At 60.9% G+C, this 19,147-nt stretch carries 18 protein-coding genes and 1 pseudogene; 7 read left to right on the plus strand and 12 right to left on the minus strand.

From position 1 onward, the window contains the following. The 3 genes from WT97_RS35130 to WT97_RS28745 all read right to left on the minus strand — a co-directional run. On the minus strand, positions 1-1,224 hold a 1,224-nt coding region (locus WT97_RS35130), incomplete at its 3' end, for an ESPR-type extended signal peptide-containing protein (RefSeq protein WP_306641559.1). 197 nt (positions 1,225-1,421) lie between these two features. Continuing rightward, the gene (locus WT97_RS28740; protein WP_059790901.1) at positions 1,422-1,715 is read right to left on the minus strand and encodes an H-NS histone family protein; all 294 of its coding nucleotides are present in this window, start codon (positions 1,713-1,715) and stop codon (positions 1,422-1,424) included. 223 nt (positions 1,716-1,938) lie between these two features. Beyond that, positions 1,939-2,436: a multicopper oxidase domain-containing protein gene (locus WT97_RS28745; protein WP_082751501.1), complete on the minus strand. Its 498-nt coding sequence runs from the start codon at positions 2,434-2,436 to the stop codon at positions 1,939-1,941. Between WT97_RS28745 and WT97_RS34370 the strand changes: the two genes are divergently transcribed. The 4 genes from WT97_RS34370 to WT97_RS28760 all read left to right on the plus strand — a co-directional run bounded on the left by WT97_RS34370 (position 2,431) and on the right by WT97_RS28760 (position 5,633). After that, a complete protein-coding gene (locus WT97_RS34370) occupies positions 2,431-2,640 on the plus strand; it encodes a hypothetical protein (RefSeq protein ID WP_156440334.1) in 210 nt (69 codons plus the stop codon). The two genes, WT97_RS28745 and WT97_RS34370, sit on opposite strands and share 6 nt — an antisense overlap. 36 nt (positions 2,641-2,676) lie before the next feature. After that, on the plus strand, positions 2,677-3,348 hold the full coding sequence (locus WT97_RS28750) for a heavy metal response regulator transcription factor (RefSeq protein WP_059790881.1): 672 nt from the start codon (positions 2,677-2,679) through the stop codon (positions 3,346-3,348). Next, complete coding sequence (locus tag WT97_RS28755) at positions 3,345-4,736, plus strand: heavy metal sensor histidine kinase (protein ID WP_060354868.1); 1,392 nt, start codon at positions 3,345-3,347, stop codon at positions 4,734-4,736. Before WT97_RS28750 ends, WT97_RS28755 begins: the two co-directional genes overlap by 4 nt. A gap of 123 nt (positions 4,737-4,859) precedes the next feature. Further along, complete coding sequence (locus WT97_RS28760; RefSeq protein WP_059790899.1) at positions 4,860-5,633, plus strand: SDR family oxidoreductase; 774 nt, start codon at positions 4,860-4,862, stop codon at positions 5,631-5,633. Between the two features lie 303 nt (positions 5,634-5,936). Here WT97_RS28760 and WT97_RS28765 read toward each other — a convergent pair whose 3' ends face one another. The 6 genes from WT97_RS28765 to WT97_RS28790 all read right to left on the minus strand — a co-directional run bounded on the left by WT97_RS28765 (position 5,937) and on the right by WT97_RS28790 (position 12,178). Next, positions 5,937-6,146 carry a hypothetical protein gene (locus WT97_RS28765; RefSeq protein WP_060354869.1) on the minus strand — a complete coding sequence of 70 codons (210 nt, stop codon included), beginning with the start codon at positions 6,144-6,146 and terminating at the stop codon, positions 5,937-5,939. Positions 6,147-6,309: 163 nt separating this feature from the next. Beyond that, a complete protein-coding gene (locus WT97_RS28770) occupies positions 6,310-6,861 on the minus strand; it encodes a fimbrial protein (RefSeq protein WP_059790875.1) in 552 nt (183 codons plus the stop codon). A gap of 56 nt (positions 6,862-6,917) precedes the next feature. Next, complete coding sequence (locus tag WT97_RS33720; RefSeq protein ID WP_179949817.1) at positions 6,918-7,967, minus strand: fimbrial protein; 1,050 nt, start codon at positions 7,965-7,967, stop codon at positions 6,918-6,920. An 85-nt stretch (positions 7,968-8,052) separates the two neighbouring features. Continuing rightward, positions 8,053-10,668, minus strand: a complete 2,616-nt coding sequence (locus tag WT97_RS28780; protein ID WP_060354870.1) for a fimbria/pilus outer membrane usher protein — start codon at positions 10,666-10,668, stop codon at positions 8,053-8,055. A gap of 108 nt (positions 10,669-10,776) precedes the next feature. After that, positions 10,777-11,523, minus strand: a complete 747-nt coding sequence (locus WT97_RS28785; RefSeq protein WP_060354871.1) for a molecular chaperone — start codon at positions 11,521-11,523, stop codon at positions 10,777-10,779. Between the two features lie 79 nt (positions 11,524-11,602). Next, a complete protein-coding gene (locus tag WT97_RS28790) occupies positions 11,603-12,178 on the minus strand; it encodes a fimbrial protein (RefSeq protein ID WP_059790869.1) in 576 nt (191 codons plus the stop codon). A 539-nt stretch (positions 12,179-12,717) separates the two neighbouring features. Between WT97_RS28790 and WT97_RS35035 the strand changes: the two are divergent. After that, positions 12,718-12,897, plus strand: a pseudogene (locus tag WT97_RS35035) (transposase); the annotation flags it as partial. Positions 12,898-13,086: 189 nt separating this feature from the next. Here WT97_RS35035 and betA read toward each other — a convergent pair. Genes betA through betI form a run of 3 tightly spaced genes read right to left on the minus strand, consistent with a single transcriptional unit; the run spans position 13,087 to position 16,888 of the window. Beyond that, complete coding sequence (gene betA / locus WT97_RS28800; protein ID WP_059502263.1) at positions 13,087-14,787, minus strand: choline dehydrogenase; 1,701 nt, start codon at positions 14,785-14,787, stop codon at positions 13,087-13,089. A 14-nt stretch (positions 14,788-14,801) separates the two neighbouring features. Further along, a complete protein-coding gene (betB, locus tag WT97_RS28805; protein WP_059502265.1) occupies positions 14,802-16,271 on the minus strand; it encodes a betaine-aldehyde dehydrogenase in 1,470 nt (489 codons plus the stop codon). 32 nt (positions 16,272-16,303) lie between these two features. Continuing rightward, positions 16,304-16,888 carry a transcriptional regulator BetI gene (gene betI / locus WT97_RS28810; protein ID WP_060354873.1) on the minus strand — a complete coding sequence of 195 codons (585 nt, stop codon included), beginning with the start codon at positions 16,886-16,888 and terminating at the stop codon, positions 16,304-16,306. Between the two features lie 719 nt (positions 16,889-17,607). Here betI and WT97_RS28815 point away from each other — a divergent pair. Both WT97_RS28815 and WT97_RS28820 read left to right on the plus strand, forming a co-directional pair. Beyond that, the gene (locus tag WT97_RS28815; RefSeq protein WP_060354874.1) at positions 17,608-18,510 is read left to right on the plus strand and encodes an alpha/beta fold hydrolase; all 903 of its coding nucleotides are present in this window, start codon (positions 17,608-17,610) and stop codon (positions 18,508-18,510) included. 67 nt (positions 18,511-18,577) lie between these two features. Continuing rightward, positions 18,578-19,147, plus strand: coding sequence for an isoprenylcysteine carboxylmethyltransferase family protein (locus WT97_RS28820; protein ID WP_059502271.1), 570 nt, complete (start codon positions 18,578-18,580; stop codon positions 19,145-19,147).

Here is a 19,147-nt window from a genome sequence, read left to right on the forward strand (position 1 = left end):
CGATGAAACATTGCTGTTCGTCGAACTCAAACCGGTGGACAGCGACGAGACATTGCTGTCGGTGGAACTCAGGCCGGACGACAACGACGAAACATTGCTGTTGGTGGAACTCAGGCCGGTCGACAGCGACGAGACATTGCTGTTGGTCGAGCTCAGGCCGGTCGACAACGACGAGACGTTGCTGTTGGTGGAACTCAGGCCGGTCGACAGCGACGAGACATTGCTGTTGGTGGAGCTCAGGCCAGTCGACAGCGATGAAACATTGCTGTTCGTCGAGCTCAAACCGGTGGACAGCGACGAGACATTGCTGTCGGTGGAACTCAGGCCGGTCGACAACGACGAGACATTGCTGTTGGTCGAGCTCAGACCCGTCGACAACGACGAGACGTTGCTGTTAGCGGAGCTCAGACCGGAGGACAGCGAAGTAATTGAACTAGTTGTAGTGCTGGCAAGCGAGTAAAGTTGACTGCCGTTGATTGCGTCTGTACTTGTCGCCGTGATTCTCCCCGCCGCGACATTAGTAATCTGGCGCTCAGATCCGCCCTTACCGACACTGACGACGCTCGTCGGATTGGTGCCAGCGAAACCGCCATAGGTCGTGGATCCAATTGTTACGCTAGCGGTCGGATTTGTCGCGCCTGTAACCGATCCCGACCCAAGGGCAACATCGCCGGAATTAGCCGATGCCGAGGCATTGGCGCCGAGCGCGATGGATGAACTCGGGCCAGCGCTCGCCCTATTTCCGACCTGAATGCGCCCCGCATTTACCTGGAAAAGCGAATTGTTGCCGGTATCTCCGGTACTGTCGCCGATAATTGTATGGGTGAGTCCGTTTAAGTCGGTATACCCATAAAAGTAGTTTCGGATCGTCGTTCCGGCTCCGAATCCACTTAACAAAATGCCCTCGGGAAGGCCCTGGAGTTGATTATCGCTGTTGGCGATGAGCTGGTAAGCCGCTATGTACGAATTGCTGTTGAAGCTGTTGGTTTGAATTAATCCTGAAATCGCCGTCGGAATTTGGGCAAATACGCTCGGGGAGAATGCGGAAAGAAGCAGTAGTGGGACAATGCCCAGTCTGCCGGCCCGAACCGCGTGATGAAATTCCCTGCTCAGCGGCGGTGCTTCCTTGGCCGAAGCGGTCTTGCCTCGCTGTTTTGCCCCTTCCGACACGACCACCCATCCGGATGAGACGTGGGACCATATGATCTTGTATATCTTGTTCATGTTAACGATGCGTTGAATATTAATTGTAAGAAATCAACAAATAAATCTCGTCGATGCAAAAAGCAATCAACTTCGGCGTATGCCGAATTTGATCGTTCATCTCGCTATGGTTTGTATTGGCTGTCTCTGCGCTATGAGGGCACTTCTGGTGGTGCCTTCAAGTATTTTTAGTTAATGCGGAGATTTGCGAGCATTCTTCACTTCGTTTGTAGCGAATCGCTTTCCAGTTCGAACATCCGGCGATCCTTGCCGCGAATCCAGTGTGGCTCTTTCCCTCTGCCGCTCCAGATTGCACCAGACTTGGGATCGAAATAGCGCGGTCGGACCTTGCGTTTTTCGCTGCGCGGGAACACCTCTTCCGGGACGAACTTAAACTCTTCGATAGCGATCAGGATTTCCGACAATACTTTTTTACGACAGAGAAATCGCTCTTCGTTGATCTGCGCCTCGAGCGAGGCCTTTCTGTTCAAGAAATTGGAGAATTCAGTCATTTTGACCTCACTCGGCAACTTAACGTAACGAGCATCGTTGCGCTTCCGATGGGGCGGGTTGGGCAACTTTGTATTCGATGTTCGTGGTATATCTTGTCTGAACTATTAACCTGTCGCTTTTGGGTTGCGCTGCACGTTGAAAGTATAGCGACGGTCTGATGTATTTTTTGGCCTTATGTTTTTGATATTTACATTGTTGACTATTCTCCGTTTTATTAATTTATTAAATTGGCTTTGGCGAGGATTCCGTACGCCCTGCGCGGCGACGGCGAGCAGGACGAGCGGGGCGCACGCCGACGAACACGATCTGCACGCGCTCTCCGAAACGCAGGCGCGGCGGCTGCGCGTCGGCGAACAAACCGTCGAAAGACCACACGAATTTCTCCATGGGGCCGGTGAGGTGCAATTCGATCGTGCGCGTCGGCGCACGGCCAACGGGGTCCGGGAATGCACTGCGTAAATCCGCGTACGTCAGCACGGGCCGACCGTTGCCGCGTAAGCCGTGCCAGTGGATCGACGCCGGTTCGTTCGTCCGGCTGGCGACGCGCAGCGCGATGGCGCGGCCTTCGCGCCCACGCACGAGCGGCCCCGGTAGCGTGCCGTTCACAGTCGTCGCCGTGCGCGCGTGCCCATACATCTGGCCGCCACAGGCCGAACCCGCCTGCGAGGCAGGCGGCGCCGATGCGGGTGACGAAGTGCGTCTGCCGAAATCTGGATGCATGACCTGAATGAAGTCCGGTTGTCCTGGTGCACGATCGCCGACGGCCGATTTCCCGAGAACGCGGCCCGTCGAGCTTGGGACGAGATTAGCGACGAAGCGACATCAGCTAAATTGCTGCCAGATGACAATCCGTTCATGTTCGTTGTCTGGAAAATTGCCATCTTTAGCGCTATCTTTTCGATGTGCAGCGCCCGCGCCGCATAAATATCGGTCAACCCAACCCGGGCCCGCCTCGAGACCATGCGCATCCTGATTGTCGAAGACGAAGAAAAAATGCGGTCGTACTTGCACAAGGGCCTGACGGAGGCGAGCTACGGCGTCGCCACGGCGAGCAACGGCGAGGACGGGCTGTTCATGGCATTGAGCGAGGATTTCGATCTGGTGATCCTCGACGTGATGTTGCCCATCGTCGACGGTTTCGAAGTGTTGCGCCGATTGCGGAAACAGAAACACACGCCAGTGCTGCTGCTCACCGCGCGCGACACGATCACCGACAAGGTGGAGGGACTCGAGCTCGGCGCGGACGATTACCTGCCGAAGCCTTTCGACTACGCCGAACTGCTCGCGCGCATTCGTTCGCTATTGCGCCGGACGCGCCAGGACAATCGCACCGTGCTGAAGATTTCGAATCTCGAGGTCGACATCGTCAAGCGACGTGTAACGCGTGGCGGCGCACGCATCGAATTGACCGCACAGGAATTCGCGCTGCTGCAGTTGCTGGCCGAACGCGCGGGCGAGATCCTGACGCGCGCGTTCATCACGTCGCAGGTCTGGGACATGAATTTCGACAGCGACACGAACGTCGTCGACGTCGCGATCCGGCGGTTGCGCCTGAAGATCGACGATCAGGACCCGAAGCTGCTGCACACGGTGCGTGGCATGGGCTACGTGCTGGAAGATCGCTCCTCATGACGCGCTCGCAGTCCTATTCGCTGCTCGGTCGGCTGACCATGGCGTTCGCGCTGGCTGGCGTCGTCGTGCTGTTCCTGATCGGCACGTTTCTGTACCAGGCGCTGTCCACGCAGCTCCGACAACGCGACGACGGCGAGATTTCCGACAAGCTGAAGCAGATCGGACAAATCTTGCACGAGTCCCGGACGCTCGATGGCGTCCGGCAGGCTGGGCCGTTGTTTCACGAAGCGTTGCAGTCGCATTCGGGCTTGTTCGTCGCCGTGTTCGGCGTCAACGGCGAGTCGGTCATCCAGCATTCGGAGTCGGCGGGCGTCGCGCTGGACGCGCGCATCGCCAGCGAGCATGAACCCCACCGGGCGTACGCGTGTGCGCCGCCCGGCATCGGTCCAGCCGAATGCATGCATGGCCCGGTGCTGCTGGCGGATGGCAATACCGTGACGGTCGCGATCGTGCGAAGCGCGGGCGACCGGACCTCACTCATGCATGCCTATTTGATCCATGTCGTCGTTGCGGCCGCGGCCGGTGCGCTGTCGATCGCCGCGCTCGGTTATGCGATCATGCGGAGCGGGCTGCATCCGGTCCGTGAAATCGGCCGGCACGCGACGCGCATCGAGGCGAGCCGACTCGACGAACGGCTGAGCATGGACCATGCCCCGGAGGAGCTCGCCGAAATTACCCGATCGATCAACCGAATGCTGGATCGCCTGCAGCTTGCATTCGATCAATTGTCGCGTTTCTCGTCGGATGTCGCGCATGACATGCGCACGCCGCTCGCGAACATCATCGGCGCATCGCAAGTGATTCTGTCACGCGAACGGGAACGTGCCGAATACGAAACGCTGATCGAATCCAATCTGGAGGAGTGCAAACGGCTCAAGAGAATGCTCGACAACATGTTGTTTCTCGCGCGCTCCGATCATGCGACGCAGCATGTCACGCCCGAACGCTTCGATGTCGGCGAGGCGCTCGCGAAGATCGTCATGTACTACAACGAGGTCGCGAGCGACCGGAATATCCGGATCGCTTTCGATGGCGCCGGGACCGTCGTCGCGGATGAAATGCTGTTCCAGCGTGCGGTCGCGAACTTGCTGTCGAATGCGGTCGAGCACGCGCGGCCCGGTACGATCGTTCGTATCGCCATTGCCGAGCAGGAAGGATCGACGTCGATCGGTGTCCGAAACGACGGAGAGGATATACCGGCCGAACATGCGGCCCGCCTGTTCGAGCGCTTTTATCGAGCCGATCCGTCGCGCCACGGCTCGTCGAAGAATTCCGGTCTCGGTCTGGCCATCGTCAAATCGATCATGGAACTGCATCGCGGCACGGTCGGTGTCGTCAGCGCCGGCGGAGAGACCGTTTTCACGCTCACATTCCCAACGCCGAATTGAAGCTATTAAGGTCGCGTGTTTTCGACTGTTAAATTTGGTTGTGGCAGCCACGCGGGGGTGATTTTTGCACTAATGTCGATGCTCGGTTCGATGGTCGGAAAGGTCATTCATATCGGAGGAGCGGTGGGCAATCACGACATCAAGGGCAAGGTCGTCCTGATCGCAGGCGGCGCAAAGAATCTCGGCGGTCTGATCGCGCGAGACCTGGCGAGCCATGGCGCAAAGGCGATAGCGATTCACTACAACAGTGCGAGTTCGAAGGCGGAGGCCGACGCGACGGTCGCGGCTATCGAGGCGGCAGGATGCGAAGCAGCCGCTTTTCACGCGGATCTGACGAGCGCGGGTGCGATGGAAGCGCTGTTTTTGGACACGATCGCGACGTTCGGGCGTCCGGACGTCGCGATCAATACGGTCGGCAAGGTGTTGAAAAAGCCGTTCACGGAGATCAGCGAGGCCGAGTACGACGAAATGGCGGCAGTGAACTCGAAGTCCGCGTTCTTTTTCCTGCGCGAGGCGGGCAGACACGTCAACGACAATGGCAAGATCGTCACGCTGGTCACTTCGCTGCTCGGCGCGTTCACGCCGTTCTACGCGGCCTACGCGGGAACCAAGGCGCCAGTCGAGCACTTCACGCGTGCGGCGGCGAAGGAGTTCGGCGCGCGCGGCATCTCCGTGACGGCGGTCGGACCGGGCCCGATGGACACACCGTTCTTCTATCCGGCTGAAGGCACCGACGCGGTCGCCTATCACAAGACTGCCGCCGCGCTGTCGCCGTTCAGCAGGACGGGCCTCACCGACATCGAGGATGTCGTGCCGTTCATCCGCCATCTCGTGACCGACGGCTGGTGGATTACCGGTCAGACGATTCTGATCAACGGTGGTTATACGACGAAGTAGCGCACGTCGGGAAGGCGATTCATATCCATTTATCATAGCTGGCGACGACCGTGGCGTGGTCAAAGCGGAATTGCCACGCCACTGCAGGATCAGCATTGCCGCTGTGAGATGCGCTTTACCGGAATCGCAGCAGGTCGGATATTTCACATAACAGAGCAACCCTGATACATCGAACCGAAATGAGGCGCCGCGCATCGAGTGAACATTCCGCTACTGGCGGCTCGCGAGAAGGAAAGTCGGCCGGTGGGGCGTCGCTGGGCCGATGGACAGGCTACAGCAGAACAATGCCGTCTTCATCAAACGTCAATTCGCGCGCCATATGCAGTACAGCTTATATGCTTCGTCGAGCGTATTGGCCCACGTCAGGATCGCCGTTTCCACGTCGTCCGCGGCCGGCTGCGGCGTAAGCGGACACATCGTCCACGAATGATGACGCCGGTACGAGTCGATCGAGTACGGTAGCCAGGTCCGATCCGAGCGGGCCTCGATCGTATAGGCGATGGTGGGCGTCACGACTCGCCAGATCGAGACGATTTCCGCAGAGGCGGTACGAGGCGGCACGACGCTCATGTTACGGGCGGGCGCGGTTATCCGGATCTGATGAGACGGCCGCGTCCGTCTCTGCTCTTCCTGGGACGAACGTGACGACCGTTGCTCCGGCAGCGCGGGGAGGGAATTACTCAAAATTCAGAATGTATGTCACCGAGGTATTGAAGGTTCCCGCAACCACCGGAAGCGACGTAGCAACATATCCGGCAAAGTATACGAGGGTAGCGGAGCCGTCCACGATGTTGAACGACTGCGAGTTTTGCGCACCGCGGGCGCCTGCAAGATTGATCTTCGAGAAATCGCTGTTCATGATCGACAGCTGGACATTCTTCGCCGTTCCCATGTTGATGAGTTGACCCGTGTTCTGATCGACGGTCGGGCCCGGTTCGAAATAGACCGATACGCGCCCGGATGGCGGCGTGCAATCGCTCAACGTGATCTTGTACGGGCGCGTCATGGTGGGCGGATCGCCGACATAGCGAAATGATGCAACCGGGAGCGTACCCACCTTGACGTCGAAGGAAGAATTTTCGGCTTCCGCGCCATTGATCTTGCAAGTCGCTCCTTCAATCTGCCCTTGAAAGTTCACCAGCCCATCTTCCGCGCGCGCTGCGGGCAGCAAGTGGAAAGCGGTGGGGATGGCGACCGCGAGCGGCACGACGAACAGCAAGCGACGCATCGATATTTTCCCCATGTGGAATCGGATGACTCTGCGGCGGCGACGAATGTTCATGATCATTGATAGGACAACGTATAGGTCAAGATTCCGTTCGCGGTTCCCGGAACGATCCTGGCTTCGGTCTGAACGTAGCGTGCGCGCAATTTGACGTCGACCCGTCCAATATCCGATTGGCGCCCAAGGCTCGCGACGAGTTGCTGATTGATCGCGCCGGACTCCGGGCCGAACGCGATCGGGGAGGAGATCCCGGTTGCGCTGTCGGGCAGGATCTGGATTCCGATTCCGCGCGCGGTCGAATCACGGGTGAGCGGCAGGGTGTTTCCGGTGTTGGCGGGATTCGCGTTGTCGGTAAACGTCATGTAGACATTGCGCGTGACACCGGTGCAATCGATGGGAATCGAGAAATTCACCGGATCGCTCGTCGTGCCGGGGCCTTTGAATTTCCGCTGCGGCACGCTGCCCAACGGCACTCGAATCGACGATGACATGACTTTGCACGACGCATATTGAACGACGATGTTGCCGGAAAGATTGAATCGCCTAAATACGACCCCGCCGGCAGCAACCTCTCCAATTTGAGCACTGAAAAATCTTCCAGGCTGAATTTCGCCCGTTTTGATAATTTCCAGGGTGAATGTTCCACCGTAGGCGATCCATGTGAATGGACCCCAGAAATTTGCCGGATCGGACGTTAGCGTGGCGCCGTTATCCAAATCCTCGTAATACGTTTGCCCCCGGGAATTTCCATTGGCCCATGCCGGGCCGTCGACGACTGTTTTTATTCTGATTCCGATTCCGGGGGCATTGGTCTGGTAAATATAATTGCCAAGGCTCGTGAGATTACCGTTGTGTTTGACGGTCATCGGTACTTGAGGTGCACTGCATTGAACGACGTTAGACCATCTCGTCGGAAGAAAGACTGTGATCGTGTCGAGAACGGTGCCGACAGCGGCGTTACGATCCGGGTTGATCGTTTTCCCCGAGAAATTTATGACATTCGTACTAAATCCGGGCAGCCCCCAGCAGAATGCTGCGTTTGCGATGGATGGCGACCACAGTACCGCTACCAGAGGTATCAAACAAAAATAATTAATCAGACGCTTCATTGCTAACCTCGCCATCCGTGTTCATGAAATATATTTCGGTCTCTGGTGTGTTCTTCGTGACTGGACGCATACGTTGCGTAACGTGCTACTTGCTGGAAGCGCCGGGTGAGCCATCGATATGCGCCGCTTCGGTCACGTGTTCCGTCTTGGATGCTTTCGCCGTGCAAATCGAGTCGAGCGACGTGTAGACCAACTGTTTGCGGTCTCGCGGTGGCAGGCTGTAGGAAAATTCGCATGTCTCGTCCGGCGCGTTGCCCCACTTCACGGTGAGCCGGCCGTTGTCGGTCGCACCTTGCAAGAAGAACTTTCCGCCTTGGCCGATGATTCCGATGTCGCTGCCTTTTTCGTCCTGTACCGCCGCACCGAACGGCGGCGATTTCCCATTCGGAAGGTGGACCGTGACCAACGCCGTGCGGCCGCTCACCGTCTTGAAGTGCAGCATCACGACCGAGTTCGCTCTCGGCGCGATCTGTTGAGCGGTCGTATCCAGCTGGACGTCCAGCGGCAAGCCGCGTGGATCGAGCGAAACGGTATTCAGGCTGTACGGCGTGAGGAAAGGCACGATTGCGTATCCGCGCCCGTCGACCGCCACGCCGGGCGCATTCTCGACGCGCGCGCCGGCGGCATCCGGCGCGTCGACCACGCCTACGGTATCGCCCATGCTCGGCGCCAGCGTCACACCGCCCGGGTGCGCCACCACGGCGCCGGACAGGGTCGCCGTTGCCCGGCTATACCCGTTGCCGCGGCTGACGCTGCCGCCGATCGTCGTGTACGGGCTCGCATATTGCGCATTCGCGTCAGCGCTCGATCCGGGGCGGGCGCGCGTCGCGGTTAGCCCGTAACTGAACTCGTTGTAGTCGCCTGCGCTGCCGTTGTACATGGCCTGCAGCGTCGAGCCCGCGTCATCGTCGCGCGTGAAGGTCGTGGTGAGGGTCGACGTATGCCCGTTACCGCCGAGTGGCACGGAAATGCTCGCGAAAATCTGGTTGCTCATGGCCGACGTCGTGCTCACGCGCTGCCGCGATACCGACACGGAGTAGCCGATGCTGCGGAACGAATTGCTATAGCCGGCGTTGTAGAACGTGTCGTTGCCGCCACGCCCCCAATAATCCACGCGGTCGCCCGACAGGAAGACGGTCCCCCAGCGCTGTCCGAACGATTGCGACAGCGATACCTGCAACCGCGAACGAGGCCGACCGGTCCACTGTATGTCGTTGCCGCGTTCGATCGCCTGTCGCGCAAGCATCGCGTCGCGGAACGTCCAGAATCCGCTGGACGAGTATCGAGAAGCGGAGGCGTTCACGAGCGTTTGAGTGACCGGCACGGATTTGCTGAAACTCACGCGGAAACTTTGTCCGCTGCTGTTGTTTGCCGGGCCGATCTCGGCGTGTGCATGGGTGACGTCGAAGGCGACCGCGCCGAAATCCGTGTTGACGGCCACGCCCACGAGCGCCGAGTAATAATTCTGCGCGAGAATCGCGCCCGTATATCCCGTCAGCAGATTGGTGAACCCGCGCTGGACGGTCGACTGCAGCACCTTCACCTTCGATGTGATTTGCTGGTCGCGCAACTCGCCCGCGGAGGCCGTGACGCGATAGATTCCCGGGCGCAGCAGTTGCACGACCGACGCGTACGGCACGGCGAAACTTCGCTGGCTTCCGTCCGCCTCGGTGATCGTCACCAGCAGATTGCCGCCGTAACCCGTCGCATAGAGATCCTTGATCTCGAACGTACCGGGCGTCACGATCGTTTCGTAAAGCTTGATGCCGTTCTGCGTGACGGTCACACGGGCATTGGAGTTCGCGACGCCGCGAATGATCGGTGCATAGCCGCGCATCGATTCCGGCAGCATCTGATCGTCGGTGGCCAATTGAATGCCGCGCACACCGAAACTGTCGAAGAACTGCCCGTCGGTATACGTGTCGCCGATCTTTACCTGGCTCCGCAGGGACGGCACGTCGTGCTGCAGGTACGTGACGATGCTTTGATACTCGCGCGTTCGCCCGGTCGACCACGACATCGAGCCGTTGTGCCTGACGTGCCAGCTGCCGATGTTGATTCCCGCGTTCAGTCCGAGGTAGCCTTGGGAGTCGGCCGACTCGCCTCCTGTCGAACGCGAGCCCGTGAAGTTGTAGGCAAGTGTCGCCGACGGCACGCCGGCATCCCAAAGCTCCGGACTCACGTAGCCGTGCGGGTTCTGCTTCACCGCGATTTGCGGAACGGTGAGATCCAACCTCAGGTCGGATGGGTCGAAATCGACGCTGGCGTCGCCCACCATGGACCTCAGGTCCAGGCATTCGTCGACATTCGCGGAGGCCAGTCGCGCGCGGTTCTCCGGCGACAGCACGTCGAAATTCAGGCCAATGCGCTCGCCGAGCTTGCGGTCGAAGCACAGTGCGGCGTTCGCGCCATTGCGAGCACCGAACTTTACCGCCTGACGGCCCACCCAGTTTCCGTTCACGATCACGTCGACCAGATATTGACCGGGGACCACCGGATTGCCTTTCTCGAACCGGCTCACGTCGATCGACCGTCCGTCCGGCCCCAGCAGGAACTGACTGTCGAACTGGACGTCCTTCGTCGTCGTGTCGCCATTCGCACGAACAGGCTGCATCACGCTGGCTGCGCATAGCGTGAGCAACGCCACCAACGGTCTCATGACGATGCGCTTGCTTCCGGATTCGAGCGAATACGAATACATGATGATGGGAGAACTTGAGTGACCCGCGAACATGATCGGGAGAGCGGCCTGGGGCTCCGCATGCGTTGTCGCTCGAGCAGCGAGCGACGGAGGGCACGACGCGTGTCGCTACTTGCTCTTTGGGAATGTCGCGTTGATCTCCGCGCCGTAGTCGTTGATATAGCGATACTTGACTTCGAACGGCCCGGCGGCGGGCGTGACGGCGGACTTCTTCAGGAGGAACGTCGTGCTCCCTCCTGGGGCGACCATGCCGCCCACGCTGTCCGAATACGACTTGCCGTCGATTCCGGCGTCGATGTTCACGATCGTTACGTGATAGGCGGAGGGATTGTCCACCTGCACTTTCATTTCGCCGCCTTCCGGCACGGGCGTCCATTTCAGCTCGGTTGCAGCTGCGTCGGGGTTATCCGGCAGCGCCTTCGGCCTGAAAAATATCTTGATGCGGTAGCGGAATGCCAATTGCATCAGGTTCTCGTTTTCCGTCGACACTTGTGCCTTGGGCGGAACTTCGAGTACGTTCAGCCAGAAGACGGACTCCTTGTCCTGCGGCAGCGGCTCTCCGGTATAAATGAGGCGGAGCGTCTGACCTTTCCTGGGTTCCATGCGGAACAGCGGCGGCATCAACGTGAACGGCAGCTGGACGGCCCCAGGTTGCGCTTTGGGATCGCCTTTATCGAGCCACGTCTGCACCAGTGCGGGCGACGATCCTTCGTTGCTGAGCTTGATGGAAACCTCGCGCTCTCCGGCGGGATAGATCACCCGTGTGCCCATGATCACGACACTGCCGTACGCTGTCGAAACGCACGTCAGCAATACCGCGACGGCGGAACGCGCTGCTGTCTTCCATGGGAACATGTCTGAGAATCCGATTCTGATGATTAGGAATGCGAAGGCCCCCTGGCAAGGGGGCGGGGTTCATGCCGACGTGTTTCGATCAGCTGAAGTTCAGCGTGTACATGACCTGGGCTTGCACCGGGCCGGGCGTTGCAGCGCCGCCCGTTGCCACATACTGTGCGTAGAACTTCAGCGTGGCCGTCCCGTCCGCGCCGATCGCGACGACGTCGGCACCCTGAGTGGTAGGATCATTACCCAACGTGATCGGCTGGAACCCGCTGTTCAGCAAGCCCACTTCGACGTTGGTGGCATACGCCTTGCCGTTGGTAGCCGTGCCGGTATTGTTCTTGAGCCGACCGGTGTTGAAGTCGACCTGGGGGCCGGGTTCGAAGTAGACCGTCACGTTGCCCGACGCGGGCGTGCAATTGGTCAGCGCAATGGTCCACGGCGTACGCTCGGCGGTATCGCCATCCTTCTTGAGCGCCGACGTCGGCACCGATTTGAGCGTGACGGTGAAGTCGCTTTTGCCGGTGTTGTTGCCATTGATCGTGCAGGTCTGCGAGACGACTTCGCCGTTGAAATTGACCGTGCCGTCCGCGGCGTGCGAAATGCCCGGCATGGCGATGGCCAATGCCATCGCACTCACCGATAACGGTCCAAGGATTTTTTTGCTCATCTGGAACTCCTTCGCTGGTTGAGGCACTGCGCCTCTGATTAGTATGCCGAGCCTGCCCACGCCAATAACGAGTCGAATATGCCGGATAAGTGGAGTGGCCTCGTCGAGTACGAGGCGATTTCGGGCGACCACGCACACGGCCAGGAAATCTTCGGTGCCGATTCCACGTTGGCTGAATTCAATGGTCCCGTTCGATCGCTATTGGCGTGAACAGGCTCGGATCTCGCAGAGTCACGTCAGCTGCTCAATTTGCTTCGTCGGAAGCAGATTGTTTTTGGGGGGGAGACTGATCGGTGACAACGCACCAGCATTCTATCCAGTCTGATTTTGGCGAATACTTCTCGTGACAAAGATTGACAGAGTTATTTATGATTTATCGATTAACTGGATAATATTGGTATTTAAAAAATATTAATCAGGGCGCTTCCCGTATTCCGCAAACCCCGCGAATCGACGCCGGACCGAGTTATAGGGGTGACGATACCCTGGCCCTGACCGGAGAAATAGCCTGGTTCAAAAGTGGAGAAGTTCGGCGCGATGTGTCCAGGCGGGACGAAGGCCATGCCACGAAGAGGAGCAAGTCTACGGAAGAGCAGATCGCATTCGCGCTGACGCTAGCCGAGCTGGGTACGACGATCGACGAGATCTGCCGCAAGCTCGGAATTAGCGACGCGACTTTCGACGACTGGAAGAAGAAATTAGGAGGGCTGGGACAGACGACGGGCGCTACTCGACCCAGCCGGAAATTCTCGCTTCCGACCGGGACCGAATCTGGTTCAGAGTCGAACGCCGAGCGTTTTGGGTCGGATATCGACAATCGCCAATCCGGAAACGAAAAACGCTGCTGAAGGCAACCTTCAGCAGCGTTACACGAGGAGCGCAAAGACCGCGCAGAATACCTGCTTGCGTCAGACCGTCTCGGGTTGCCGCACGGCCTTCGCGACATTGCGCGCCGGTGCGCCGTTCGCGACGAAGTACGGCACGTCGACACGTGCGAGCGGCGTGCGGCCGCGGATCTTGTCGGCGATCTTCTCGGCGATCATGATCGTCGGCGCGTTCAGGTTGCCGGTCGTGATGATCGGCATGATCGACGCATCGACGACGCGCAGCCCTTCGAGTCCATGCACGCGGCCTTCTTCATCGACCACCGCCATGTCGTCGTAACCCATCTTGCACGAGCACGACGGATGGAACGCGGTTTCCGCGCGAGCGCGCACGAATGCGTCGAGCTCCTTGTCGGTCTTGCAGTCGGCGCCCGGATTCAGTTCGCGGCCGCGATAGCGATCGAGCGCCGGCTGCCGCATGATCTCGCGCGTCGCGCGAATCGCATCGCGGAACTCGCGCCAGTCGAGCGCTTCGGCCATGTAGTTGAACAGGATGCTCGGATGGTCGTTCGGGTCGCGCGAGCGCAGCTTCACGCGGCCGCGGCTCGGCGAGCGCATCGAGCCGACGTGCGCCTGGAAGCCATGCATCTCGATCGCGTTCGAGCCGTTGTAGTTGATCGCCACCGGCAGGAAGTGATACTGGATGTTCGGCCACAGGTCGTCGTCGCGCGTGCGGATGAAGCCGCCCGCCTCGAAGTGATTGCTCGCGCCGAGGCCCGTGCCGTTCAGCATCCATTCGAGGCCGATCTTCGGCTGGTTCCACCACTTGAGCGCCGGATACAGCGAGACCGGCTCCTTGCACTCGTACTGGATGTACATCTCCAGGTGGTCCTGAAGATTCTGGCCGACGCCGGGCAGATCGAGCACGACGGGAATGTCGAGTTCCTTCAGCCATGCGCCGGGGCCGACGCCCGAACGTTGCAGCAGTTGCGGCGACGCGATCGCGCCGCTGCACACGAGCACTTCGCGGCGGGCGTGCGCGGTCGCGCGCTCGCTGCCGCGCAGATAGGTGACGCCCGACGCGCGCTTGCCGTCGAACAGGATGCGGTCGGCGAGCGCGTGCGTGACGATCTCGAGATTCGGCCGCACCTTCGCCTGATCGAGGTAGCCGCGCGCGGTGCTCGCGCGGCGGCCCTTCGGCGTGACGGTGCGGTCCATCGGGCCGAAGCCTTCCTGCTGATACCCGTTCAGGTCGTCGGTGCGCGGATAGCCGGCCTGCACGCCCGCATCGACCATCGCCTCGAACAGCGGGTTCACGCCCGGCTTGCTGGTGGTGACCGACACGGGGCCGCTGCCGCCGTGATAGTCGTTCGGACCGATGTCGCGCGTCTCGGCTTTCTTGAAGTACGGCAGGCAGTCGAGATACGTCCAGTTCTCGAGACCCTTGTGTGTCGACCAGTTGTCGTAGTCGAGCGCGTTGCCGCGGATGTAGCACATTCCGTTGATCAGAGACGAGCCGCCGAGCCCCTTGCCGCGGCCGCACTCCATCCGGCGGTTGTCCATGTGCGGCTCGGGGTCGGTCTCGTACGCCCAGTTGTAACGGCGGCCCTGCAGCGGATAGGCGAGGGCGGCCGGCATCTGCGTGCGGAAGTCGAAGCGGTAGTCGGGGCCGCCCGCTTCGAGCAGCAGCACCGTGACGTCCGGATCTTCCGTCAGCCGCGTGGCGAGCACGTTGCCCGCGGAACCCGCGCCGCAGATGATGTAGTCGTATTCGCGTGTCGTCATGACGGATCTCCTTCTCAGAACACCGGGTTGTAGCGGCCGAGCTCGACCTGCACCGACTTGATTCGAGTGTAGTGCTCGAGCGTCGTGATGCCGTTCTCGCGCCCGACACCGGATTGCTTGTATCCGCCAACCGGCATTTCGGCCGGCGATTCGCCCCAGGTATTGATCCAGCAGATGCCGGCTTCGAGGCGATGGATCGTGCGGTGCGCGCGCGACAGGTTCTCGGTCACGACGCCGGCCGCGAGGCCGTAGTGCGTGTCGTTCGCGCGGGCGATCACTTCGTCCTCCGATTCGAAATCGAGGATGCTCATCACCGGCCCGAAGATTTCCTCGCGCACGATCTTCATGTCGTCACGGCATTCGCCGAACACGGTCGGCGCGACGTACTGGCCGCTGCCGAAGTGGCCGTCGGTCAGGCGCGTGCCGCCCGCGAGCAGCTTCGCGCCTTCGGCCTTGCCGCTTTCGATGAAGCCGAGCACCTTGTCGAGTTGCGCGGCCGACACGAGCGGGCCGAAGTTGGTGTCGGCATCGGTCGGCTTGCCGACGCGGATGCGCTTCACGCGTTCGAGCACCTTCTTCGTGAACGCGTCCTTGATCGAGCGGTGCACGAACACGCGCGTCCCGTTGGTGCAGACCTGGCCCGAGCTGAAGAAGTTGGCGGTCACCGCGATGTCGGCCGCGCGGTCGAGGTCCGCATCGTCGAACACGATCAGCGGCGACTTGCCGCCGAGCTCCATCGTCACTTCCTTAAGCGACGACGCGCCGGCCAGCGACATCACCTTCTTGCCGGTTTCGACGCCGCCGGTGAACGACACCTTCGCGATGTCCGGGTGGCCGGTGAGCAGCGCGCCGACCGAGCCGTCGCCCTGCACGACGTTGAACACGCCGGCCGGCACGCCGGCTTCCGTATAGATTTCCGCGAGTTTCAGCGCGGTGAGCGGCGTGACTTCGCTCGGCTTGAACACCATCGCATTGCCGGCCGCGAGCGCGGGTGCGGTCTTCCAGCAGGCGATCTGGATCGGGTAGTTCCACGCGCCGATACCGGCGCACACGCCGAGCGGCTCGCGGCGCGTGTACACGAACGACTCGGCGCGCAGCGGCACCTGCAGCCCTTCGATCGCGGTCGCGAGGCCCGCGTAGTACTCGATCACGTCCGCGCCGGTGACGATGTCGACCGCGAGCGTCTCGCCGATCGGCTTGCCGGTGTCGCGCGTCTCGATGGCCGCGAGTTCGTCGTTGCGCTCGCGCAGCAAGTCGACCGCGCGGCGCAGGATGCGCGAGCGCTGCATCGCGGTCATCGCCGCCCATTCGCGCTGGCCTTCCTGCGCGGACGCAACCGCGCGATCGACGTCGGCCGCGCTCGCCTGCTGCACCTGCGCGAGCAGTTCGCCGGTGGCCGGATCGAAGGTGTCGAAAGTCTTGCCGCTCGTGGCGTCGACGTAACCGCCGCCGATGTAGAGGCGCTGCAAACCGTATACGGACATGAGAATCTCCTTGAGGGCGACTGCGTGACGCGTCAGTCGGACGCGAGCAGCAGGTCGATGTAATCGTGGGCGAGCTTCAAAGCGGCTCGGGTGTCGATCGGGCCGCCGGCGAGTGCGCCGCGCAGCCACAGGCCGTCGATCAGCGCGGCGAGGCCGCTGGCGGCCTCGCGCGCTTTGGCGCGCGGCAATGCCTTCGCGAACTCGGCGCACAGGTTCGAATGGAGGCGCCGCGTGTTGACGTGCTGCAGGCGCTTGAGCATTGGGTCGTGCATGCTCTGCGACCAGAACGCGAGCCACGTCTTCATCACGGGCGCGCTGACCTGCGTGTCGTCGAAGTTCGCGGCGACGATTGCGCGCAGCCGCGAACGCGGATCCTTGCGCGCTGCGACGCGGCGGCGCGTGGTGGCCGACCACAGGTCGCGCAGCACGTGCCGCATCGTCGCTTCGAGCAGGCCGTCCTTGTCGCCGAAGTAATGGCTGACGATGCCCGTCGAGATGTTCGCGCGTTGCGCGACCGATGCGAGCGTCGTGCCGGGCAGGCCCGCTTCGTCGATCGAGCGCAACGTCGCATCGATCAACTGGGCGCGGCGTATCTCCCGCATTCCGACTTTCGGCATCGTGACTCCCTTCGCCCGGACGGGCCGTCCATGGAAGTCGGAATCCTAGCGGTTTTTTATTGAACGATCAATCAACAAAAAATCGGGGCGAACGGAATGCCGTGTTCCAAACGGGAGGATTCGTCACGTCTGGAGCTCATGTGCAGGTGCGGAAAAACGAGTTGAAAGAAGGTTAATTAAGTTTGAATCTGTTTAAAACGGTTCACGGAAATTCGACGCAATCGGAAGCACCGTTTCCATGTTCGATTTCATTACGAAACGAAAGAATGTCGAAATCTGCAACATCGTTCACGATATGAAATCGTCAAACCGGATCGTGAAGCTGGCCGGCTTTCTAAAATCCGTTTCAATTGACCGATTTAAATCGATCAAGTTATTGAATAAAAAAGAGAAATTTGTGATTTTTAGTGTCGTGAAAGGTGGCTCGCAAACGATTGCAGTCACCTCTTCCTGGATTCCTCATACCACGAAAATCGATAAATAAATTTGAATCCGGTGTATTTCCGGTCCGGGTAGAGGGATTTTTGGAATCGCTTGAGTAATTAATATCGGCCGTATTAGTATGGCGCCGCACCATGAGGAATGAATGGCGCCGCGGGAAATTGCTGCGGTGCGTCGGCAACGAGCGCGTCGAACGACCGCGCGCGGGGGCGGCGTCAGCCATTGCGCACTTGCAGCATGCCGCGACGTCGAGACGCCGCATCCACCGGAGAACGACGATGCCGACCGAAAAACACGTGGTCCCGCTACCGAATGGGCTGAAGGTATACGTCGAGCGGAACGTGTTCGACCCGGCCTTTGACACGGCGATGCTCGTCAACGGCGCGCTCGCGACGACCGCGTCGTTCGGCCAGACGGTCCAGTATCTCGGCGAGCGGATGAACACGATCTGCTTCGACCTGCCGTATGCGGGGCAGTCGCGCCAGCACAATCCAGGCTGCTCCATCCTGACCAAGGACGACGAAGCCGCGATCCTCCAGTACCTGGTCGAGCGCTTCGCGCCGGCGTTCCTCGTGTCGGTGTCGTGGGGCGGCGTCGCGTCGCTGTTCGCGCTCGCGCGCGGCTGCCCGAGCGTGCGGCGCGCGGCGATCTGCTCGTTCTCGCCGTTCCTGAACGATGCGATGGTCGACTACGTGACGCGTGCGCGCGACCACATCGCGGCCGGCGAGAACCTGAAGGCCGCGCAGTTGCTGAACGACACCGTCGGCCGCTATCTGCCGCGCATCATGAAGCTGTACAACTACCGGTATCTCACGCGCCTGCCGCGCGACGAGCAGGACCAGGTCGCCTTCCACGTCGATCAGATCCTGTCGTTGCAGCCCGAGCGCTACTTCAGCGAGTTCTCGAACATCGGCTGCGAGCTGCTGTTCCTGAACGGCGAGCGCGACGAATACACGACGCCGGCCGACGTGCGTCAGCTCGGCGCGCACGTGGCGCGCGCCCGGTTCGCGACGGTGCCGGACGCCGGCCATTTCCTCGACATCGAAGGCCGTGCGCAGCGCGAATGCACCCGTGCCGCGCTGCTCGATTTTTTCTGTGGCGAGGCAACCCTCGCGACCGGCATCGCACGTGCCGCCGCGCACGCGTGCGTGCCCGCGCCGATGCCTGCGCTGTCGTCGTGACGTCGTCCGTCGTGCATCGGGCTCGTCCCGCGCATCCGAATTCCCATCCCAACGAGGCAGGCCAGCCGTGAATATCGTTCAGACCATCGCCATCGTCGTTCCGTGGGCCGCGTGGCTCGCGTACTGGATCGCCACGTCGCGGGGCGTCAAGACGACCGTGCGCAAGGAAGCGTCGCGCTCGCGCACGCTGCAGTCGATTCCGCTGATCGTCGGCGGCGCGTTGATCATCCTGCCCGATCCGACGTGGCAGGCGCTCGCGCCCGACTGGCAGCGCTTCGGGCTGCAGGCGCAGTGCGGGCTCGCGGTGCTGGTGGCCGGCCTGCTGTTCTCGGTGTGGGCGCGGCTGCATCTGGGCACGAACTGGAGCGTATCGGTCACGCTGAAGGAAGATCACGAGCTCGTGCGCACGGGGCCGTATGCGCTCGTGCGTCACCCGATCTACACCGGCTGCCTGGTCGCGCTGGTCGGCGCCGCGTTGATCGGCGGCGAATGGCGCGGCGCGATCGGCGTGCTGCTCGTGTTCGCGTCGCTCGCGTACAAGGTGCGCGTCGAGGAGAGCTGGCTGACCGGATATTTCGGGCCGGCCTACGTGCAGTACCGCCGCGAAGTGGCGGCGCTGATCCCCGGCTTTTACTGA

This window comes from Burkholderia sp. MSMB1459WGS (assembly GCF_001534535.1).
GTDB lineage: Bacteria > Pseudomonadota > Gammaproteobacteria > Burkholderiales > Burkholderiaceae > Burkholderia.